This is a genomic window from Curtobacterium sp. RM9 (assembly GCF_054956955.1).
The window spans coordinates 650,239-668,239 of sequence record NZ_CM143271.1 but is presented as its reverse complement, the minus strand read 5'-3'; the positions used below and the strand labels follow the sequence as shown (position 1 = coordinate 668,239).

Below are 18,001 nucleotides of genomic sequence, written 5' to 3'. Positions count from 1 at the left end.
GTCACGCCTGACCCGAGGTGTCAGGACGGGCCGAGCGTGACGTGACTGCTCGTATCCTCGCCCCGGTCGACCGCCGTCGGGAGTCCGGTCGGGGTTCGTGCGCCATGTCGCAGGGGTGAGCGGTTTCGCGCATCCGGCCCCGCGGCGGTCCGGGTCAGGCGGGCACGAGCTCCCGCGTCAGGGCGGCCACGAAGGCGTCGATGTCCTGCTCGGTCGTGTCGTACGAGCACATCCAGCGGACCTCGTTCCGGGCGGCGTCCCAGTCGTAGAACCGGAAGTGCTCGCGGAGGCGGTCGGCGACCCCGGCGGGCAGGGTCGCGAAGACGCCGTTCGCCTGGGTGGCCTGGCTGAACGCGACGCCCTGCACGGTGCCGTCCGCGATCGCCTGCTCGAGGGCGGCCCGGAGTCGGGCGGCCATCGCGTTGGCCTGGCGGGCGGAGCGCAGGTACAGGTCGTCGGTGAGCATGGCGATGAGCTGCGCGGACACGAAGCGCATCTTCGACGACAGCTGCATGTTCGTCTTGCGGAGGTACGGCAGCCCCTGCGACGCCGCCGGGTCGAGCACGACGATCGCCTCGCCGTAGAGCATGCCGTTCTTCGTGCCGCCGAAGCTCAGCACGTCGACGCCGGCATCGGTGGTGAAGGCGCGGAGCGGGACCCCGAGCGTCGCGGCGGCGTTCGCGATGCGGGCACCGTCCATGTGCAGCCGCATGCCCAGGCCGTGCACGTGGTCGGCGATCGCCCGGACCTCGTCCACGGAGTACGCGGTGCCGAGCTCGGTCGTCTGGGTGATGGACACGACGAGCGGCTGGGCGCGGTGCTCGTCGCCCCAGCCCCAGGCCTCGCGGTCGATGAGCTCCGGCGTGAGCTTGCCGTCCGGGGTCTCGACCGGCAGGAGCTTGATGCCCCCGACCTTCTCCGGAGCACCGCCCTCGTCGGTGTGGATGTGCGCGGTCTGCGTGCAGACCACCGCACCCCAGCGCGGGAGCATCGACTGCAGCCCGACGACGTTCGCGCCGGTGCCGTTGAACACCGGGAAGGCCTGCGCCTGCTCGCCGAAGTGCTCGGCGAAGACCTCGTGCAGTCGCGCCGTGTAGACGTCCTCGCCGTAGGCGATCTGGTGGCCCTGGTTCGCGGCGGCGATGGCGTCGAGGACCTCGGGGTGCACACCGGCGTAGTTGTCGGACGCGAAGCCGCGGAGGTTCAGGTCGTGGAGTCGGAGGGTCACTGCGCAGTCCTCGGTTCGAGCGGGATGCGGACGCCGTTCACGTCCGCGGGGGTGCTGGTCCAGAGTCGCACGACCTCGTCGCCGAGTCGTGCTTCGAGTCCCGCGAGTGTCGCGACGACGAAGACCACGGCGGCGGCGGCGGGTGCGTCCCCGCGGAAGCCGCGGGCGACAGCGCGGACCCAGGCGTCGGCGGCGGCCTTCGCGGCGGCGTAGTTCGCGGCACCCGGCGTCGGGGCGTCGACCGCGGTGGACGACACGATCGCGAGCCGTCCGGCCGGCGACGCGGCGAGGTCGCCGACGAGGGCGCGCGTCGTGTTCCGGAGGGTCCGGAAGACCCGGTCGAAGAAGTCCCAGTCGTCGTCGGACTGGTCGGCGATCCCGCCCCCGCCCCGCCAGCCGCCGACCAGGTGCACGAGGCCGTCCACGCGGCCGTGGTCGCGGTGCACGTCCGCCACCAGCGCGTCGACCGCACCACGGTCGGCGAGGTCGCACCGATGGGTGGTGACCTCCGGGACGGACGCGTGGAGTGCCTCCAGGGCGTCACTGCGGGTCCCGACCGCGACGACCGTCGCGCCCGCTCGCGTGAGCGCCCGACAGACGGCCTCGCCGCTGGCGCTGGTCGCGCCCGCGACCAGCACCAGCCGACCGGCGAGCGCGGCGTCCGTGCCGGTCACGCGGCGACGTCCGCGACGGCGGCGGCGTCCGCGATCACGGCGTCCCGCAGTCCGGTGATGCCCGACGTGGACGAGATGACCGGCGCCATCTTCTTGTGCAGTGCCTCGTAGAACATGGACAGCGGGAACTCGTCGTCGAGCACCGCGTCCGTGTAGCCCTTCGGCGGCCCGGCGAGTGTCTCGTCGGGCAGGCCTCGTGCCCAGCGCGAGGCCGGGTGCGGGGTGAGCGTCCGGGTGAGCAGCGCGTAGGCGGCGAGCCAGTGCGCCGTCTTCGGCCGGTCGATCGACCGCCGGTACAGCTCGTTGATCTCGTCGCTCAGCGCGACCACGACGTCCGGCACGGCGTCCCAGTCGATGGTGAGCTGCGTGTCCGTCCAGTGCAGGACGTCGTGCTGGTGCAGCCACGCGAAGAGCAGCTGCCCGCCGAGGCCGTCGTAGTTGCGGACGCGGCTGCCGGTGATCGCGAAGCGGAAGATCCGGTCGAACACCACCGCGTACTGCACGAGTGCCGCATGGTCGCGGATGGCGCGTTCGGCGTCGTCGAGCTCGGCGTCCGGGCGGGCCGAGAGCTCCCGTTCGAGGCGGACGGACTCGCGGAAGGCCGTCAGGTCGCAGCGCAGTTCCTCGAGCGAGTAGAGGAAGAACGGCATGCGCTGCTTGATCATGAAGGGGTCGAACGGCAGGTCGCCGCGCATGTGCGAGCGGTCGTGGATGATGTCCCACATCACGAAGACCTCCTCGGTGAGCCGCTGGTCGTCGAGCATCGCGGCGGCGTCCTCGGGCAGGTCGAGCTTCGTGATCGTCGCCGCCGCGCGGACGACCCGTCGGTAGCGGGCGGCCTCGCGGTCCTGGAAGATCGCGCCCCAGGTGAACGCCGGGACCTCGCGCATCGACACCGTCTCCGGGAAGAGCACCGCCGAGTTCGTGTCGTAGCCGGGCGTGAAGTCGATGAAGCGCAGCGCGACGAACAGCGCGTTGCCGTAGCGGTCGGCCTCGAGCGCGGCGACGAAGTCCGGCCAGATCACCTCGACCAGGACGGCCTCGAACAGGCGGGAGGTGCTGCCGTTCTGCGTCACCATCGGGAACACCACGAGGTGCCCGAGCCCGTCGACTCGGTGCCGCTGCGGCTGGAACGCGTTCAGGGCGTCCAGGAAGTCCGGGACGCCGAACCCCTCGTCGGCCCAGCGGTGCAGGTCCCGCTGCACGGCGGCGAGGTACGCGGCGTCGTGCGGGAAGGACGGTGCGAGATCCGCCACCGCCGCGGCGATCGTCCGGACGAGGGCCGCGGCGCGCTCGTGGTCGGCCGCGTCCGCGACGGAGCCGTCCTGCACCTGGAGCTGCTGCAGGGCGGTGGCGGCGTCCTTGAGCCGCAGCCACGACGGGTGCGACGCGAGCGCGCGGACCGGGTGCTCGGCGACGACGTGCTCGACGTGGTCCTCGACGACCTCGGGCTCACCGACGATGGCGTCCTGTGCGTGGGCCTGGACGTACTGCGACATGTCGAACCTCCCGTCGTCGGGCGGACCGCGCACCGGGTGGCGGGTCGTTGACGGGAAGCCTATTGAGGGTCGCGGGACGGAAGGGTGCTTCCTGCGGCCGTCCTGCGGCGTCTCATGGATCCGCGCGCAACCGATCGACGGCGCCACGCACGGATCGTGCGTGGCCCGGTGGGACGGGGGTCGCTCAGGCGACCGGGATGTCCCAGTACGTCGGCCGCTCGTACTGCTCCGACCAGCCGCGTCGCATGCGGGCCGCTGCCCGGTCGAACGCGTCCACCACGTCGGTGTCGTCAGTCAGGAGCGACTGGAGCCGGAGCCCGTCGTAGAGGGCGACGAGCTGCTGCGCGCCGCGGACGGGGTCCATCGTCGCGGGCTCGCGGCCGTCGCGGACGTCCGCGGCGAGTGCCGCACGGACGACCTCGCGGAACTCGCGGTACGCCGACCGGTAGTAGTCTGCACCGTCCGTGGTCGGGTCGGTGGCCACGACGAGGCTCGACGCGATGAGGCGCATGAGCGCAGGTTCCTCGGCGTGTGCCACGAGCAGGGCGTGCAGGTAGGCGACCGTGCCCTTCTCGGCGGCGAGCGGCTGGAGCGGCGCCGACACCGCTCGGGTCCACCGCATCACCGTCGCCGCGAGCAGTGCGTGCCGCGACGGGAAGAGCTCGGTGATCTGCTCGACGGTCATGCCGCTCCGTCCGGCGACCGCGTCGACCGAGAACCGGGACACCCCGCCGTCGTGGATGGCGGCGATCGCGCCGTTGATCGCGCGCGTCCGCGGGGCCTCCTCGTCGCGCGTCTGCTGGGACGTCAGCGGGGCCAGCGGGTGCTTGCGGAACCACTCGAGCAGCCCGCGTGCGCGCGATGCGCCGAAGTTCGGGTCGGTGGGGCGCCCGGCTGCGAAGAGGTCGCTGAAGCCGGGGACCTGCTGCATGAGGGGGTCAAGGGACTGGAACGCCATCGACCAGTCGGGGAAGGAGCGCTCTGCGACCGGCTCGTCGAGCAGGACGCGGACGTTGGTGTGCCGCGGATCGGCCTGCACCTGCTCGAACCGGGCGTGGACGACCCCGTCCTCGCCCTCCAGGATGCCGATGCAGTTGTCACCCTTGTGGGCGAGCATCCCGGTCACGCCCAGGCGGGTGTTCTTCTCGCGTCCGACGGCGAGGATCTGCGCGAGCTCCGAGTCCGTGATCGGACGGGTCTGGGTGCTGGTGTAGACGAGCGATCGCATGAGACTCCTCCTCGGATCGGGAGGTCCGTCCTCCTCGTGGAGTCAACCCGCACCGCGGCTCCGGGACAACCCCACCTTCTGGGCAGGGCCAGGCGCCGGACGGGAGGCGCGGGGCGGGCCGGCTCCGCGCCTCCCGTCCGGCGGCCGGTCGCCACCAGGGCCGCGGGCCGGCCCTGCAGACGGTCGCGGCGGCTCGGCGCCGACGTGCACAGGTCGTGCGTTGAGTTGCGTTCCATCGGCCGATCCTAGAAGTAAGCCGTGCCGCCGCTCATCGCGATCGCCCATCCCCGCTCCGGATCGCCGACCCACCACAAGGGGCGCCTTCCTACGAGGCTATCCGCACCTACGAGGCTACGCGCCGCGCCCCGAAGGTTGACGTTGCCGACCTCGCCGCCGAGGGCTTCGAACCGCGCTTGACCCTGGTCGACGGCGAGACCTACCGGATCGGGGACGATGCCCCGCCGGGCGACCTCGCCAACCAACGACGGACCGACAGATTTGATGGTCATGTCTCGGTCAGGTGGTGGTCGATGCCTCGCGCTGCTCGAGTGCATGATCGACCGGATATTTGTGAGGGGCTGGGCGTTCCACGTCGTTCACGACGGCATACACCTGAAGCTCGGCGGCTGGCCGCGCACCTCGTGGCCATCGCCTGCGACGGCGGGGCGCTACGAGCATCACAGGTACGAGCAGACACCGCGCACGTATGTCGACACAGAGTGATCGACCCCGGCGGCATGAAGCGCGGAGAATCCGTGGTGCCGTACGAGTCGGAGAAAGAGAACGGAGGGCGTACGGAGGGCGCACTGAGAATCACTGCTACGCGACGGGCTGCACGAGTCAGCGCGGCGCCATTCGCCGCGACTCTACAAGCACATCACCCCGGCTTCCTCGGGTTATCAGTGAATTGTTCCCTTTCGTGCAAGGCCGCTCTCGCCAGCGCGACACCATCAACGATTCACGAAGTCCTTCACCAGATACCGCAAACCATTCTGGTAGGGAACCAGCCAGTCTCTCGCCGCTTCGGCGCCAAATGGCAGTCCGAATCGACGAATTGCCTCCGCGGCATACGGCGTGAGCGCCGATGCGGCAGCTGCGGCTTGTTTCTCGAGCGACTGTTTAGGCGTCTGCACGACTGAGGGCATGTCGCCCGCTCGCACAAAGTCGGCTCCGAGGAGCGACTGAGATAGTCGCGCCGCAGTCTCAAGAGCCGATTCGGCCATAACGTCACCCTGCTGCCGCGACCCACGAAGCGCATCCAACAACGGAATAAAAGCTTTCCGCAGCTTCATGCCCCCCTGAAGTCTGGCCGCACCCGTGTGTAGCGCAAGCGCCGCCAATCCGGTGGCAGCGCGATATTGCTTCTCGCTAGCCAGAACTCTAGACAATTCAGTACAAAATACTCCGATATTCTTCGCCCTGTCAGTGTAGATGTGCATATTTGACACGCTGCCTTCACCGAACCGCAACGCCAATTCCACCTGGCCCGCCCTTCGAGCGGCCGCGATGAAGGTAATCCTCGGCTCTAGGAGATAGGGCGCACCCCGCAGGGTGCCCCTGAATGCTGCTTTCGCGAGATCGAACTGATCGACCTCACGGCCCAGCATGTACGAGTCTCGGTCGTTGACTGTAATCTTTTCAAGAACGCGGAGTCGACCTCCGATCTCTCCAATCATCTCCATAGTCGAAGAGAGACGATCCTGCCCGATCAGCCAATTGACAACCGCTCGAGCAATCATCGGATGCCGCGCAAAGATGAATTGGCCGACCAGAGAGATCGCGGCTTCCCGACCAAGCGAGGTTAGTACTGCGTCATGCAGGTTTCCGTTACTACTGCCGCAAAACTCTGCTAGGAAATCCTGGGTCGCTCCGTGTGTATTGTCACGGTTCGAGTCAAGGTATTCCTGCTGAACACAAATGACCGCTAGAGCATCAGCGAGAGTCAGCGATCGAGAGTCCTTGAGCAACGTCCGATCCAGTTCGGTCATCAAGGAAGCCACTCGGCCTTTGAGAGCGTTACCCTGACGGACCTCGAGGACAGCCCCAAACAAGGAGGAACCGTCGATGGCACGGCTACGATTCGCGGCAGCCAGCAGCCTATTACTAAGGCCCTCCACGGCCTCCGGCCCGTGCGAATGCGATGTAGGCAAAAGGTCGAAGTCCCGCCACCGGCGCGCTATCGCGAGCGAATCCTCCATATTGAGGCCAGAGAACGTAATCTGCCGAGCCTGAGAACCAAGTGCCCCATATACCGGCCCCCAGAAACGTTCATGACAGCCGACGAGAAGGTGAATCATCACGTTTTGCGACTGCAATTCGCGAATGAGCTGGAATTGAGTCATCGCAGTATCTGCGTCGTCGATCACCAGCAAAACGTCTGCGTTGTCACTAAGCGCTCTGAGTGAGGCCCGATCAAGCAACGGTGCACCTGGTTCCCGCCAAATCACCTTCAGACTTGGGAATTCACCAGCGATTGCGGCTGCGACCTGCCGTAACCCGAGAGACTTACCCTCGCCCGTCGGGCCAACGGCTGCGATGGCACCTGGAGCCGTACCTTGAACCATTTGCCGCGCATAGTGCAACAGTTCCCGCGTCGAGCCTAGTCTGGGCCAACGACCGTCCTCTGCGTCTTGCCACTCCGGCTGTTCGCCGTTCACAAAGTGCTCAGGGCTCCTTGACGTAGAAACAGCCGGAAGGGCAGTGTGACCACGGGGCACAGTGAAAGACGGAGTTTGTTGCGCTTCAATGGCTACATTGAATAGCCCCTCGCTTTCGATGCCAACGAAAAGCTGAAATCCTGGCCGCCCATCCAGAGATGCAAGCGTGTCGTTGAGAAGAACGTGCTCCTCGTTCTTTTCATGCGCACACCATACAATTTGTGCGTTTGTTAATGCCGCGTAGCCGCCCACGTCCCGAAGGGTTCGCGTGAATTCGTCGTTCCACCCTCCGTATCCAAGTACTATGATGGTGGTGGATTGCAGGAGCTGCTGCAAGAACGCCTGGACCGAAGCACGCTCCTTTTGGAGCTGCCCGACCGTGTTGATCGAAGTTTTCGAGTCAAAATAGCCGTGTAGGTGTACAACAGGGACTTGCGCGGCAAGCCGGAGGTCATCGATCGCCGGCGGTACTTCGTTAACGACCGACCGGGGTGCGGCTTGGATTCCCTCTCGTCGGAGTGCAATCTCAATGAAAGGATCGAAGTTCGTCGTTACAATCGGACCGCGCAAAGCTCCCGGCAGCTTACGATAATACTGGGCAAATTGTCGGTAAGCCTCTGGGATCCGCCAATCATCCAGTTGCAAGGTGATGTCTTGCTGACTGGCGATGCCACTGAATGCTCCAAGAACGGACTCTTTGATTATCCCGTGAAGTGTCTCGTCGTCTCTCTGAAGAGTAACTGCGCGTGCTGCGGCTTGATATACTGCCGCCGCCCCTCCACGCTTGTCTGCTTCAAGGCGCGTTCTGTCCCGGGCAACGGGACGCAGGGCTTGAAGGAACAACTCCGCCATTTCTGCCGTCGACGGGAGAACGGACGCACTGACACCGGCGCCGAACATGAAAGCAATAGGCCGCTTCGAGTCTGTCGGGAGCCATGCAAGCTTCTCTAGGAGCTCCTCTGCGGTTCCAGCAGTAAGGGTGCGTTGCGCCATGTCCGGACTCTACTAGGAATGAGCACATCTCACGAGATTCGTCCGGCTCTGGGCTCGGGCAACTTGGCTCGCTCCCTCGCGGGGTGTACTGGGCTCTCCGAACTCGACGATACTCACGTCCTGAGCGTGGTCGCGGCCGAGGAGTGCAACCGGAGGACTGCCGGACGCTAGGCGCGGTGCGGGCCGGCACCGCGCCTCCCGTCCGGCGGCCGGTCGCCACCAGGGCCGCGGGCCGGCCCGCGGATCAGCCCAGTCGACGGGTCGGCCACCGCGCCAGGTCCGCGTCCCACACCGCATCGGGACGCGGTGCGGGGACCTCGTCGAGGACCTCGAGGCTCGTGATCCGCTCGATGCGGAAGCCTCGGACGGCGCCGCGGAGTCGGCACCACCCGGCGAGGAGCCAGGCGTCGCCCGCGCGCAGGAGGCCGATCGTCTCGACCTCGCGGACCGTGACGACCGGCTCGCCGTCGCCGGTGTCGTCGCCGAGGTAGGTGATCCGGACCACGCGACGGGAGGCGAGGACGTCCGACAGCATCCCGAGCTCGACGGCGGCGGTGCCCTCGGGTGGGACGGCGTCGATGACCCGGATCGTGCCGAGCAGGTCCGCGACCGGACCGCGGTGTTCCTCGCGCATCACGGCGCGGACCTTGTCGGCGGCCCGGGCGGACGCCGCGCGGAACGGCGACGATCCGAGGAGGGCGAGCCCGGCGAGCACTGCGAGCGACTCGTTCGCGGTGAGGTTCAGCGGCGGGAGCGAGTACTCCCGGAGGATCGAGTACCCGCCCGCCGCACCGTGGTCGGCGTAGATCGGGACGCCCGCGTGCTGGAGCGCGAGCACGTCCCGCTCGACGGTCCGCGTGGAGACGCCGAACTCGCGCGCCAGCCGTGTCGCGGACCACGGGCGCCGGGCCCCGCGCAGCAGGTCGACCATTGCGTGGTGTCGTTCCGCTCGGCGCACGTCCCGCTCCCCTCGCCCGTCGCGCTCAGTCGCGTATGCTCCGCTGCCCGCCAGCAGACCACACACGGCGGACACGACCGTCGGCGTCGAAGTCGAACACGTCGACGCCGCCGACGTGCACCTCCCCCGCGGTCATGTCCCAGATCAGTCGGCCGTGCTCGGCGTCGATCGCGTCGGCGACGGTCGTGAACTCGGCGTCCGGGTGTTCGCCGTGCCACCAGTGCAGGTACGTGGCGAAGTCCTCGGCGGAGCGAATGTCGTCGGCGGGCGTGGAGCCGTCGGGCTCGGTGACGGCGAAGCGGATGCGGAAGTCGTCGGCGCAGATCGTCCTGGCGAGGTCGGCGTCGCCGTTCCACATGACCAACCAGCGGTCGAGCGGGTGGCGGGCGGTGGTGGTCTCGGTGTCCTGGGTGCTCATGCGTCCACGATCACGTCGTGGGGCGACAACGGTGTGTCGGTGTTCCTCAGAGGCGGGCGAGGACGCCCGCGGTCGCCAGCTCGACGCGCGCTCGGGCAGCCTTCTCGTCGTCGCCGAAGCGGTCGATGCCCCACGACACCGCGGTCAGGAGCTCGAACACCTGGGCGGCGCTCGGCGCATCGGACCCTGGACTGCGCTGCGCGCGCTGGAGGAACGTGGCGGTCCGGGCGACGAGCCGCGTGCTCACCGGCTGCACCGGCGAACCGTCGTCGTCCATCGTCCGGGCGATGCAGGTCGGCAGGTCCTGCCAGATGCGCAGGCGCCACGTCAGCCGGAACATCCACTCACGCAGAGCCTCGACCGGGTCGATCTCCGCGAGTGCCTCGGACTCGGACTCGAGCTCCTGCACGCTGTCCTCGACGACGGCGGCCAGCAGGTCGTCCCGCGTCGGGAAGTTCCGGTAGAGCGTCGCGTTGCCGACCCCGGCCCGCGCCGCGATGCCGTCGAGCGGGGCCTCGATGCCCTCGGCCTCGAACACCCCTCGTGCGGCGCCGAGGATGGCGTCGCGGTTCCGTCGTGCGTCCGCACGCATCACGTCTCCTCCTCGACAAAGTGGGGACACTCCCCACATACTCGTACCGGGGACGTTCCCCGCTTCACCGAGACTACCGCAGGAGCACTCATGGACCACGACCTCGCCGACCGCACGATCCTCGTCACCGGCGCCAACGGCGGACTCGGGACCGAGTTCGTCCGACAGGCCCTCGAGCGCGGAGCTCGTCGCGTCTACGCCGCCGCTCGCACCCCGAGGGACTGGTCTGACGAGCGCGTCGTGCCGATCCGGCTCGACGTCACCGACCCGGAGTCCGTGGACGCTGCCGCGGCCGAGGCGAGCGACGTCGACCTGCTCGTCAACAACGCCGGCATCGCCCCCGCGTCGGACGTCAGCATCGCCGACCCGGCGGCGGACACGCTCGAGGCCGTCTTCGCCACGAACACCTTCGGGCTCGTCCGGACGTCCGCGGCCTTCGCGCCGGTGCTCGCGGCGAACGGCGGCGGCACGGTGCTGAACGTCCTGTCGCTCGCCGCGTGGACTCCGCTGCCGACGGTGTACGCCGCATCCAAGGCCGCTGCGTGGGCCGCCACGAACGGCCTGCGCACCGAACTCGCGGCGCAGGGCACGGGTGTCACGGGGCTGATCGTCGGGATGGTCGACACCGCGATGGGCGCCCGCTTCGACGTCCCGAAGTCGACGCCTGCGCAGGTCGTCGAGCAGGCGTACGACGGAGTGGTCACCGGCGCGTTCGAGGTCCTGGCGGACGAGGACTCGCGCACCGTGAAGCAGATGCTGGCACGGCCGGCCGAGGAGCTGGCCGCCGCGACGGCGGCAGCGGCGGCGGCCGTCGTCGGCTGAGCGAGGACGAGGCCCGGCGCAGACAGGACCGGGCGTCGAGATCGGGCGGGGCGAGCGCGGACGGCGCTCGCTCCCCCCGAACAGCGGTCAGCCCCAGGCGGGCGGCGTCGGCGCGTCCACCGGGGCAGCGAGCTGCGCCATCAGGCCGGCGAAGTCCTCGAGATGCCAGGTCGCCACGATCCTCCCGGCGCGGACCTGGTGCACGTCCATGGTCCGCATCTCGATCCGCTTGCCCGTCGGTCCGTGCCCCATGAAGGCGCCCTGGTGCGTCCCGGAGACGGTGTTCCGGACGGCGACCCGGTCCCCCTGGACGATGACGTCCTGGTGCTCCACAGCGTAGTCGGGCATGGCGTGCCGGAACAGGGCGATCTGCGCGGCCATGCCGGCGGGGCCCTGCTGCTGACCGGGCGCGAGCGGCATGTCGACCCAGTCGTCGGCGAGGAGCTCGCGGTAGGTCGAGGTGTCGCCGGTGCGGAAGGGTTCGTAGAACGCCCGGACGATCGCGGCGGTGTCGTCGGCAGCGGCGGCGTCGGTGGTGTGGTTCGTGGTGGTCATGGTCGTGTTCCTCTCAGGATGGGGCAGGGTCGGTTCCAGGGACGGTGGCGGCGCAGCCGCGAGGCTGCGCGGGCTCGCAGGCGGTCAGGCGAGGGCGAGCACGAGGCCCGCGGCGATCAGCAACACCGCGGTCGCGCCGTGCACGGTGAGGGCGTGTCGGAGCGAGCCCCCGTTGGTGACGACGACGACCGCGTCCCCGATGGGCGTGATCGCCGCGGCGAGCAGCACACAGCCGAACACCTGCGGGCCGGCGACGAGCAGGACGACGAGCGGCACGATGCCCGAGGTGATGTCGCGGATGCCCTTGATGCTCGTGAACGCGCGGCGACGATCGGCAGCGACGCCGAAGCCCGCGGTCGCGATGCCGGGGGCGATCAGGAAGCGCCCGCCGATGAACAGGATGAAGAGGCAGCCGAGGACGGCGACGACGAGTGCGGCGATGGTCATGAGGAGGGACTCCCGGTTGGCTAGCGATGTTATGCAACAGACACTACGGCAGGTCTGCAGCGTTGTCTAGTGCTGTTACGTAACGCACCGCTGGTACGGTGGGCACATGAGTCCCCGACCGGCCCCCGACCTCGCTCGACGTCGCAGTCAGATCACCGACGCCGCCCGACGCGTGGCCGCTGCCGCCGGGTGGGACGCCGTCACGATGCGGCGACTCGCGACCGAACTGGGCGTGACGCAGCCCGTCATCTACTCCGCCTTCGCCGGCGGTCGCCAGCAGCTCCTCGACGCCGTCGCGGTCGACGGGTTCGACGCGATCGCGTCGGCGCTCGAGGCGGTGCCCGCGGAGCCGCTGGCGCGGATGCAGGCCTACCTCGACTTCGCCGTCGACCACCCGCGCGTCTACGAGGCGATGTTCTCGATGCCGTCCGGCCTCGAGTTCGGCACCGGCAACGGACCCGAGGCGCTGCGTCGCGCGTTCGCGGGCATCGAGGCCGCCTTCCCCGGCGCGGACGGCACGGAGGCCGAGGTCGCCTGGGCGACGGTGCACGGCCTCGCGACGCTCGAGATCGGGCACCGGCTGCCCGCCGGACGGTCCGCCGCGCGGCTCGAGCTCGCACGCCGGCTCCTCACGCGCGGCTGAGCGCGGCGCCGGTCCGGTCTGCCCTGCGCCGCCGACCCGTCCGGCGACACAGCGCGTGGTCGTGCCACGCTGGAGGGACCGGCCGGCTCTCGCGCCGGACCACCGCACCGACCAGGACGGACGCCATGACCGACCGACTCTCCGACTTGACCGCCGAGGACACCGAGCTCCGCTTCACCGCGTTCGTGCACGACGACGCCATCGCCGTCGGGCAGCGGGTGATCGAGCTCGCCCGGCAGCGCGACCTGACGATCTCGACCGCCGTCTGGCTCGGCGAGCAGCTCGTCTTCCAGGCCGCGCTCGCCGGCACCACCGCGGACAACGACGGGTGGATGCGCCGCAAGGCCGCCGTCGTCCGCCGGTTCGACAAGGCGTCCCTGCTCGTCGCCGAGCAGATGGCCGCACACGGCATCGACGACCCCGCCACCGCCAGGATGGTCGATCCCATGCTGTACGCGTTCAACGGTGGTGCCGTGCCGATCCGCATCGGTGCGACGCAGGTCGGCGTCGTCGTCGCGTCGGGTGTGAGCGACGAGGTGGAGCACGACCTGGTGGTCGAGGCGCTGCGGACGCACCTGGGGCGGTGAAGCAGACCGGCTGACGGACGGGAGGCGCGGTGCCGGCTGGCACCGCGCCTCCCGTCCGTCAGTCCTCGGGTCTCGAGAACGCGATCGGTTGACGCTGCCCGGATGGCCGATCAGTTCGGCGCTCGGGTGGCCGTCGTCCCCGGCACGAGGTCGAGCCGGTCGGCCCGCACCTCTTCGACGCGGTCCCGGTGCCGCCCGGACCGCCTCGTCGGCATCCGGAGGTACCGCTTCAGCGACACGGCCGGACGCTCGACGAACCGCCACGACAGGAAGGCGATCGGCGCCGTCAGCACCGCCGTGGCGAGGAACAGCACCACAGGTGTGAGGTCCGCTCCCCACCGACCGGCGACGGCCACGACGACCTGCGCGACCGGCCAGCCGTAGATGTACGCCCCGAACGACAGGTCGTCGCGGAGCCGCCACCCCGGCTTCGGCGCGTTCCCCAGCCAGAGCACGACCACCGGGAAGCAGATCATGAACACCACGCGCTGCACGACCTCCGGCGTGATCTCCGGGCCGAACAGGAACGGCACGACGTGCCCGACGGCCCGGGTGAGGAACTCGATCCAGGCGGTCTCCAAGGAGGCGATCAGGCCGACGCCGGCCGCGACGGCCCATCCCCAGTGCAGCGGCGTCCGTCGCAGGGCGGAGAACGTCCCCGCACCGAACAGCAGGAACATCGGGACGATCGCGAGGAAGAAGTCGGACCCGTTGCCGAGGTTCGACAGGTAGACGAGCCAGGCGACCGCGAAGAAGACCGGGAACCCGCGTTCGGTCAGTGCCCCGGCGATGCCCAGCGCGACGACCGCGAGGTAGCAGACGACCTCCCACGTCAGGGTCCAGACCGGACCGTCGACGATGTACGGCACCGGGTTGCCCCGGAACCGGTCGAAGAGCGCACCGAGGCCGTACGCGACCAGGAGTGCGACGACGAGACCAGGCACGATGCGGAGGAACCGGTTGCCGAGGTACTGCGGCACGGAGGTGCGGCGCTGGAAGCTCTGCGCGATGAGCGCGCCGCTCACGACGAAGAACCCGAGCACGCCGAAGTTGCCGAGCGTCCTGCCCCACACGACGGGTTCCCCTGACCCGAGGAGTGCGTACGAGTGGGAGAAGATCACGCACGCCGCGAACACCAGACGGAGGACGTCGAAGTTGTTCCTGCGGCGGGCGGCGGTGTCCATGACGCCGGTCACGCTAATCCACGATCGATCCTCACGATAGGCCGCGGATCAGAGTGGTTGCGGTCTGCCGTCGTCTGTCCAGAATCCGCGAACTCGGCGCGAGCGACACCTGTCTCGGCACCCCGCTGTCGGCCGTTCTGTCGGCGGCCTCCCGAGCGCGCTAGGTCGCGCGACCTAGTCTGAGGACGTGTACTCCCGACGCTCAGACGCCGTCCGGCTCGACATCACCCTCGCGACGGCAGCCAGGTCCGTGGCGCTGAGCACGGAAGGAGCGTGACGTGCCGCACGACGGACAGTCCCTCGACCGCCTCGGCTTCCTGACCATCGGGTCCTTCGACCCCGACCGTCCGGCCGACGGGCACGAAGGCACCCTGCGCGTGATCGAGCGCGCCGAGTCCCTCGGCATGGACAGCGCCTGGTTGCGGCACCGGCACCTGCAGCACGGCATCTCCTCACCCGTCGCGATCATGGCCGCGGCATCCCAGCGCACCGCGCGCATCCACCTCGGCACGGCCGTCACGCCGATCGGAGCCGAGAACCCGTTCCGCCTCGCCGAGGACCTCGGCACGGTCGACGTGCTCCTCGGCGGTCGTCTGCAGCCCGGGTTCTCCGTCGGCACCCCGATGAACTTCGACCTCTACCGCGAGGCCATCTACCCCGACACCGCCGACCAGGAGGACCTCGGCAACGACCGACTGCTGCGCTTCCGGGACCTCGTGCGCGGCGAGCCGGTCGTCGACGCAGCCGAACGCCGCGGCATCGAGGAGTTCGCCACCACCGTGCAGCCCCTCAGCCCCGGGCTCGCCGACCGACTCTGGTACGGCACGGGCAGCACGCGGTCGGCCATCTGGGCAGCGCAGAACGGGTTCCACCTGCTGACGTCGAGCGTCACCCGGAGCGAGGTCGGCACGGACTTCGCGACGAACCAGCGGGCGCAGGTCGAGGCGTACCTCGACGCCCACGCGGACCCGGCGACGGCGAGGGTCTCGCAGGGACTCGTGGTCATCCCGACCGACACGGCCACCCGCGAGCAGGAGGACCGCTACCGCGCCTACGCCGCGAGCCGGTCCGGTCGCGTCGGCGTCCCGATGGGTCCCGCGGGCCTGCTGTTCGCCGCGGACCTCGTGGGGACGGCCGACGAGATCGCCGACCGGCTGCGGGCCGACGCCGGGTACCAGGTGGCCACGGAGGTCGCCTTCGCGCTGCCGTTCTCGTTCGAGCCGGACGACTACGCGCAGATCGTGACGGACATCGCGGAGCGGCTGGGGCCGGCGCTCGGCTGGGCACCGGCGCCGCGCGGATGAGGGCACTCGACACGATCGGCCCGGTTGCGTCCTCCGTGTCTCGCTCCGCCTCCAGGATTCGAACCCGGACCTAACGGCACCAAAGGCCGTCGTGCTGCCGTTACACCAAGGCGGAACGCACCCGTTCGTGGATGCGACACCATCTTCCCACGACCGACCCGGCGGACCGCGCGCGCCCGTTCCACCCACGACACCGCACCTTCCGCCAAGATGGAGGGATGCCGCAGGAGGACGAGGTCGACCGGATCGTCGCCGCGTGGGGACGTGAACGCGCCGACCTCGACTTCGGCCCGCTCGAGGTGCTGTCACGCGTGGACCGACTCGCACGGCACCTCGACCGCGCGCGGCGGGCGGCGTTCGAGGCGAGCGGCGTCGAACCGTGGGAGTTCGACGTGCTGTCGGCGCTCCGGCGGGCGGGCGAGCCGTACGAGCTCAGCCCGAAGTCCCTCTTGCAGCAGACCCTGGTGTCGAGCGGCACGATGACGAACCGGGTGGACCGGCTGACGGCCCGCGGGCTCGTCGCACGACGGACGGACCCCCGCGACGGCCGGGGCATCCTCGTGTCCCTGACGGCGGCCGGGCGCACGGCCGTGGACGCCGCGATCGCGGACCTCCTCGGGGCCGAGCGAGACATCCTCGCTGGCGTACCCGCCGGCGAGCAGGACCAGTTGGCGAGCCTGCTGCGTCGGCTCATCCTCGGACTGGGCGACTGACCCGGCGTCGTCGCGACGTTCGTCCTCCCGGGCGAAACAACTGAGGGGCCTTCACCCTGAGCGGCCGATGCCGGCCACGCACCACGATCGAGACGATGCAGGGGTGACCTCGCCTCGCCGATTCCTCCGCCGGTACCCGCACACCATCGCACTCGCGACGGTCCTGACCCTCGTGCTCGGTGGCATCGCAGTGGCGACGGCCGCGATCGGGAAGCCGAACGGCACCACGGCAAGCGCCGACGAGCGCTGCACCGCCGATACCCTCGCCGGACGCTGGTCGTCGGGGCAGCTCTTCGTCGACGCCCGGTCGGTCCGGACCGGGAAGGCGGTCCTGATCGTGCGCGGGGACGAAGCGACGCAGACGGGCAGCACCATGAAGCTGATCACGGCGTCGGCGGCGATCAGCGCGCTCGGTCCGGACCGCCGGTTCACGACGCGGGTCGTCCAGGGTCCCGACGCGGGGACGGTCGTCCTCGTCGGCGGCGGCGACCCGACCCTGAGCCGGTTGCCGACCGGGCAGGACGGGGTGTACCCGGGCGCTGCGCACCTCGACGACCTGGCCCGTCAGGTCCGGGCCGCGCACCCGGGTCCGATCGATTTCGTGCAGGTCGACACGGACCTGTTCGGAGGACCAGCGTGGCACCCGACCTGGACGACGAGCGCGCGGACGAGCGGCAGCGTCTCGAACATCACCGCCCTCATGGTCGACGGGGACCGCGACGACCCCACCGAGGCGTACTCGCTCCGCGGGTCCGCGGCCGTCGCCCGGGCCGCGTCGGCGTTCGCTGCCCTGCTCGGCCCGGACGTCCGGAGCGACACGACCTCGGTGTCGGTCGCGTCAGGCGCAGAGACGCTCGGGTCCGTGCGTTCCGCGCCGGTGTCGCAGCTGGTCGGGACGCTCCTGACGCACTCCGACGACACCCTCGCCGAGGTGCTCGCCCGCCACGTCGCCGTCGCGGAGGGCGCCGGTCGGTCGTTCGACGCGATCCAGGCCGGCACCACGAAGGCGCTCCGGCACGTCGACGTCCCGACGACCGGTCTGCGGCTGGTGGACGGCTCCGGCCTCAGTCCCGAGAACCGGGTGCCCGCGTCGACGATGACGGCGCTCATGCGGGTCGTCGCCGAGCACGAGCACGGACTCGCGCCCGTCGACGCGGGCCTCGCGGTCGCCGGGAAGACGGGCACCCTGGCCGAGCACGGACGCTTCGGAGGCGCGGCTGCCGACGCGCGAGGACACGTGCGTGGGAAGACGGGGACGCTCGACGACATGTTCGGCCTGACCGGCGTGACCGACGAGGTGGGTGGCGACCGCATCGCGTTCACCGTCTTCGCGGAGGGCACCGCGGACCCGGCCGCGCGGCAGGAGATCGACGCGCTGGCGGCAGCGCTGTGGCGGTGCGGCGGCGACGCGGCACCGGTCACCCGGCCGAAGGAACGGTGACGGGGCCGTCACCTGTCCGGACGAGCGGTGACGGCGCCGTCGCCTGCCCGCGGGTAGC

General features: G+C 69.8%; 17 protein-coding genes and 1 tRNA gene. 6 read left to right on the top strand and 12 right to left on the bottom strand.

What is annotated here, in order from left to right:
* Window positions 1-154 precede the first annotated feature (154 nt).
* From ACY3FI_RS03260 to ACY3FI_RS03225, 8 genes are all read right to left on the bottom strand, one after another.
* A complete protein-coding gene (locus tag ACY3FI_RS03260) occupies window positions 155-1,228 on the bottom strand; it encodes a threonine aldolase family protein (RefSeq protein ID WP_462549313.1) in 1,074 nt (357 codons plus the stop codon).
* Window positions 1,225-1,902: an SDR family oxidoreductase gene (locus ACY3FI_RS03255; RefSeq protein ID WP_462549312.1), complete on the bottom strand. Its 678-nt coding sequence runs from the start codon at window positions 1,900-1,902 to the stop codon at window positions 1,225-1,227. Before ACY3FI_RS03255 ends, ACY3FI_RS03260 begins: the two co-directional genes overlap by 4 nt.
* Window positions 1,899-3,401, bottom strand: a complete 1,503-nt coding sequence (locus tag ACY3FI_RS03250) for a DUF6421 family protein (RefSeq protein ID WP_462549311.1) — start codon at window positions 3,399-3,401, stop codon at window positions 1,899-1,901. The genes ACY3FI_RS03255 and ACY3FI_RS03250 overlap by 4 nt, the downstream gene beginning before the upstream one ends.
* 184 nt (window positions 3,402-3,585) lie before the next feature.
* On the bottom strand, window positions 3,586-4,629 hold the full coding sequence (locus ACY3FI_RS03245) for a BLUF domain-containing protein (protein ID WP_462549310.1): 1,044 nt from the start codon (window positions 4,627-4,629) through the stop codon (window positions 3,586-3,588).
* Between the two features lie 950 nt (window positions 4,630-5,579).
* A complete protein-coding gene (locus ACY3FI_RS03240) occupies window positions 5,580-8,279 on the bottom strand; it encodes a P-loop NTPase (protein WP_462549308.1) in 2,700 nt (899 codons plus the stop codon).
* 244 nt (window positions 8,280-8,523) lie between these two features.
* Entirely contained in the window at window positions 8,524-9,210 is a 687-nt protein-coding gene (locus ACY3FI_RS03235; RefSeq protein WP_462549306.1) for a helix-turn-helix transcriptional regulator, read from the bottom strand.
* A gap of 52 nt (window positions 9,211-9,262) precedes the next feature.
* Complete coding sequence (locus tag ACY3FI_RS03230; protein ID WP_462549305.1) at window positions 9,263-9,655, bottom strand: nuclear transport factor 2 family protein; 393 nt, start codon at window positions 9,653-9,655, stop codon at window positions 9,263-9,265.
* A gap of 46 nt (window positions 9,656-9,701) precedes the next feature.
* The gene (locus tag ACY3FI_RS03225) at window positions 9,702-10,247 is read right to left on the bottom strand and encodes a TetR/AcrR family transcriptional regulator (protein ID WP_462549304.1); all 546 of its coding nucleotides are present in this window, start codon (window positions 10,245-10,247) and stop codon (window positions 9,702-9,704) included.
* A 90-nt stretch (window positions 10,248-10,337) separates the two neighbouring features.
* Here ACY3FI_RS03225 and ACY3FI_RS03220 point away from each other — a divergent pair, with 90 nt between their 5' ends.
* Window positions 10,338-11,069 (top strand): SDR family oxidoreductase, encoded by a 732-nt coding sequence (locus ACY3FI_RS03220; RefSeq protein ID WP_462549303.1) that lies wholly within the window; start codon window positions 10,338-10,340, stop codon window positions 11,067-11,069.
* An 87-nt stretch (window positions 11,070-11,156) separates the two neighbouring features.
* On the opposite strand, the gene ACY3FI_RS03215 is transcribed toward ACY3FI_RS03220, so the two are convergent.
* Window positions 11,157-11,624, bottom strand: coding sequence for an ester cyclase (locus ACY3FI_RS03215; protein ID WP_462549302.1), 468 nt, complete (start codon window positions 11,622-11,624; stop codon window positions 11,157-11,159).
* Between the two features lie 84 nt (window positions 11,625-11,708).
* Window positions 11,709-12,071, bottom strand: a complete 363-nt coding sequence (locus ACY3FI_RS03210; protein WP_462549301.1) for a DUF4267 domain-containing protein — start codon at window positions 12,069-12,071, stop codon at window positions 11,709-11,711.
* A 106-nt stretch (window positions 12,072-12,177) separates the two neighbouring features.
* Between ACY3FI_RS03210 and ACY3FI_RS03205 the strand changes: the two genes are divergently transcribed.
* Window positions 12,178-12,714, top strand: coding sequence for a TetR/AcrR family transcriptional regulator (locus ACY3FI_RS03205; protein WP_462549299.1), 537 nt, complete (start codon window positions 12,178-12,180; stop codon window positions 12,712-12,714).
* Between the two features lie 125 nt (window positions 12,715-12,839).
* Window positions 12,840-13,301: a heme-binding protein gene (locus ACY3FI_RS03200; RefSeq protein ID WP_462549298.1), complete on the top strand. Its 462-nt coding sequence runs from the start codon at window positions 12,840-12,842 to the stop codon at window positions 13,299-13,301.
* A 110-nt stretch (window positions 13,302-13,411) separates the two neighbouring features.
* On the opposite strand, the gene ACY3FI_RS03195 is transcribed toward ACY3FI_RS03200, so the two are convergent.
* Window positions 13,412-14,485 carry an acyltransferase family protein gene (locus tag ACY3FI_RS03195; RefSeq protein ID WP_462549297.1) on the bottom strand — a complete coding sequence of 358 codons (1,074 nt, stop codon included), beginning with the start codon at window positions 14,483-14,485 and terminating at the stop codon, window positions 13,412-13,414.
* Window positions 14,486-14,763: 278 nt separating this feature from the next.
* On the opposite strand from ACY3FI_RS03195, the gene ACY3FI_RS03190 reads away from it, so the two are divergent.
* On the top strand, window positions 14,764-15,789 hold the full coding sequence (locus ACY3FI_RS03190; RefSeq protein ID WP_462549296.1) for an LLM class flavin-dependent oxidoreductase: 1,026 nt from the start codon (window positions 14,764-14,766) through the stop codon (window positions 15,787-15,789).
* A gap of 43 nt (window positions 15,790-15,832) precedes the next feature.
* Here ACY3FI_RS03190 and ACY3FI_RS03185 read toward each other — a convergent pair.
* Window positions 15,833-15,904: transfer RNA gene (locus ACY3FI_RS03185), tRNA-Gln, on the bottom strand.
* Between the two features lie 103 nt (window positions 15,905-16,007).
* Between ACY3FI_RS03185 and ACY3FI_RS03180 the strand changes: the two genes are divergently transcribed.
* Entirely contained in the window at window positions 16,008-16,502 is a 495-nt protein-coding gene (locus ACY3FI_RS03180) for a MarR family winged helix-turn-helix transcriptional regulator (protein ID WP_462549295.1), read from the top strand.
* A 103-nt stretch (window positions 16,503-16,605) separates the two neighbouring features.
* On the top strand, window positions 16,606-17,943 hold the full coding sequence (gene dacB, locus ACY3FI_RS03175; protein ID WP_462549294.1) for a D-alanyl-D-alanine carboxypeptidase/D-alanyl-D-alanine endopeptidase: 1,338 nt from the start codon (window positions 16,606-16,608) through the stop codon (window positions 17,941-17,943).
* Window positions 17,944-18,001: the final 58 nt, after the last annotated feature.

Excerpts from the sequence above, each read along its gene's own strand:
- ACY3FI_RS03250 (WP_462549311.1), bottom strand. The coding sequence starts at position 3,401 with ATGTCGCAGTACGTCCAGGCCCACGCACAGGACGCCATCGTCGGTGAG.
- ACY3FI_RS03245 (WP_462549310.1), bottom strand. The coding sequence starts at position 4,629 with ATGCGATCGCTCGTCTACACCAGCACCCAGACCCGTCCGATCACGGAC.
- ACY3FI_RS03240 (WP_462549308.1), bottom strand. The coding sequence starts at position 8,279 with ATGGCGCAACGCACCCTTACTGCTGGAACCGCAGAGGAGCTCCTAGAG.
- ACY3FI_RS03235 (WP_462549306.1), bottom strand. The coding sequence starts at position 9,210 with ATGGTCGACCTGCTGCGCGGGGCCCGGCGCCCGTGGTCCGCGACACGG.
- ACY3FI_RS03230 (WP_462549305.1), bottom strand. The coding sequence starts at position 9,655 with ATGAGCACCCAGGACACCGAGACCACCACCGCCCGCCACCCGCTCGAC.
- ACY3FI_RS03225 (WP_462549304.1), bottom strand. The coding sequence starts at position 10,247 with ATGCGTGCGGACGCACGACGGAACCGCGACGCCATCCTCGGCGCCGCA.
- ACY3FI_RS03220 (WP_462549303.1), top strand. The coding sequence starts at position 10,338 with ATGGACCACGACCTCGCCGACCGCACGATCCTCGTCACCGGCGCCAAC.
- ACY3FI_RS03215 (WP_462549302.1), bottom strand. The coding sequence starts at position 11,624 with ATGACCACCACGAACCACACCACCGACGCCGCCGCTGCCGACGACACC.
- ACY3FI_RS03210 (WP_462549301.1), bottom strand. The coding sequence starts at position 12,071 with ATGACCATCGCCGCACTCGTCGTCGCCGTCCTCGGCTGCCTCTTCATC.
- ACY3FI_RS03205 (WP_462549299.1), top strand. The coding sequence starts at position 12,178 with ATGAGTCCCCGACCGGCCCCCGACCTCGCTCGACGTCGCAGTCAGATC.
- ACY3FI_RS03200 (WP_462549298.1), top strand. The coding sequence starts at position 12,840 with ATGACCGACCGACTCTCCGACTTGACCGCCGAGGACACCGAGCTCCGC.
- ACY3FI_RS03195 (WP_462549297.1), bottom strand. The coding sequence starts at position 14,485 with ATGGACACCGCCGCCCGCCGCAGGAACAACTTCGACGTCCTCCGTCTG.
- ACY3FI_RS03180 (WP_462549295.1), top strand. The coding sequence starts at position 16,008 with ATGCCGCAGGAGGACGAGGTCGACCGGATCGTCGCCGCGTGGGGACGT.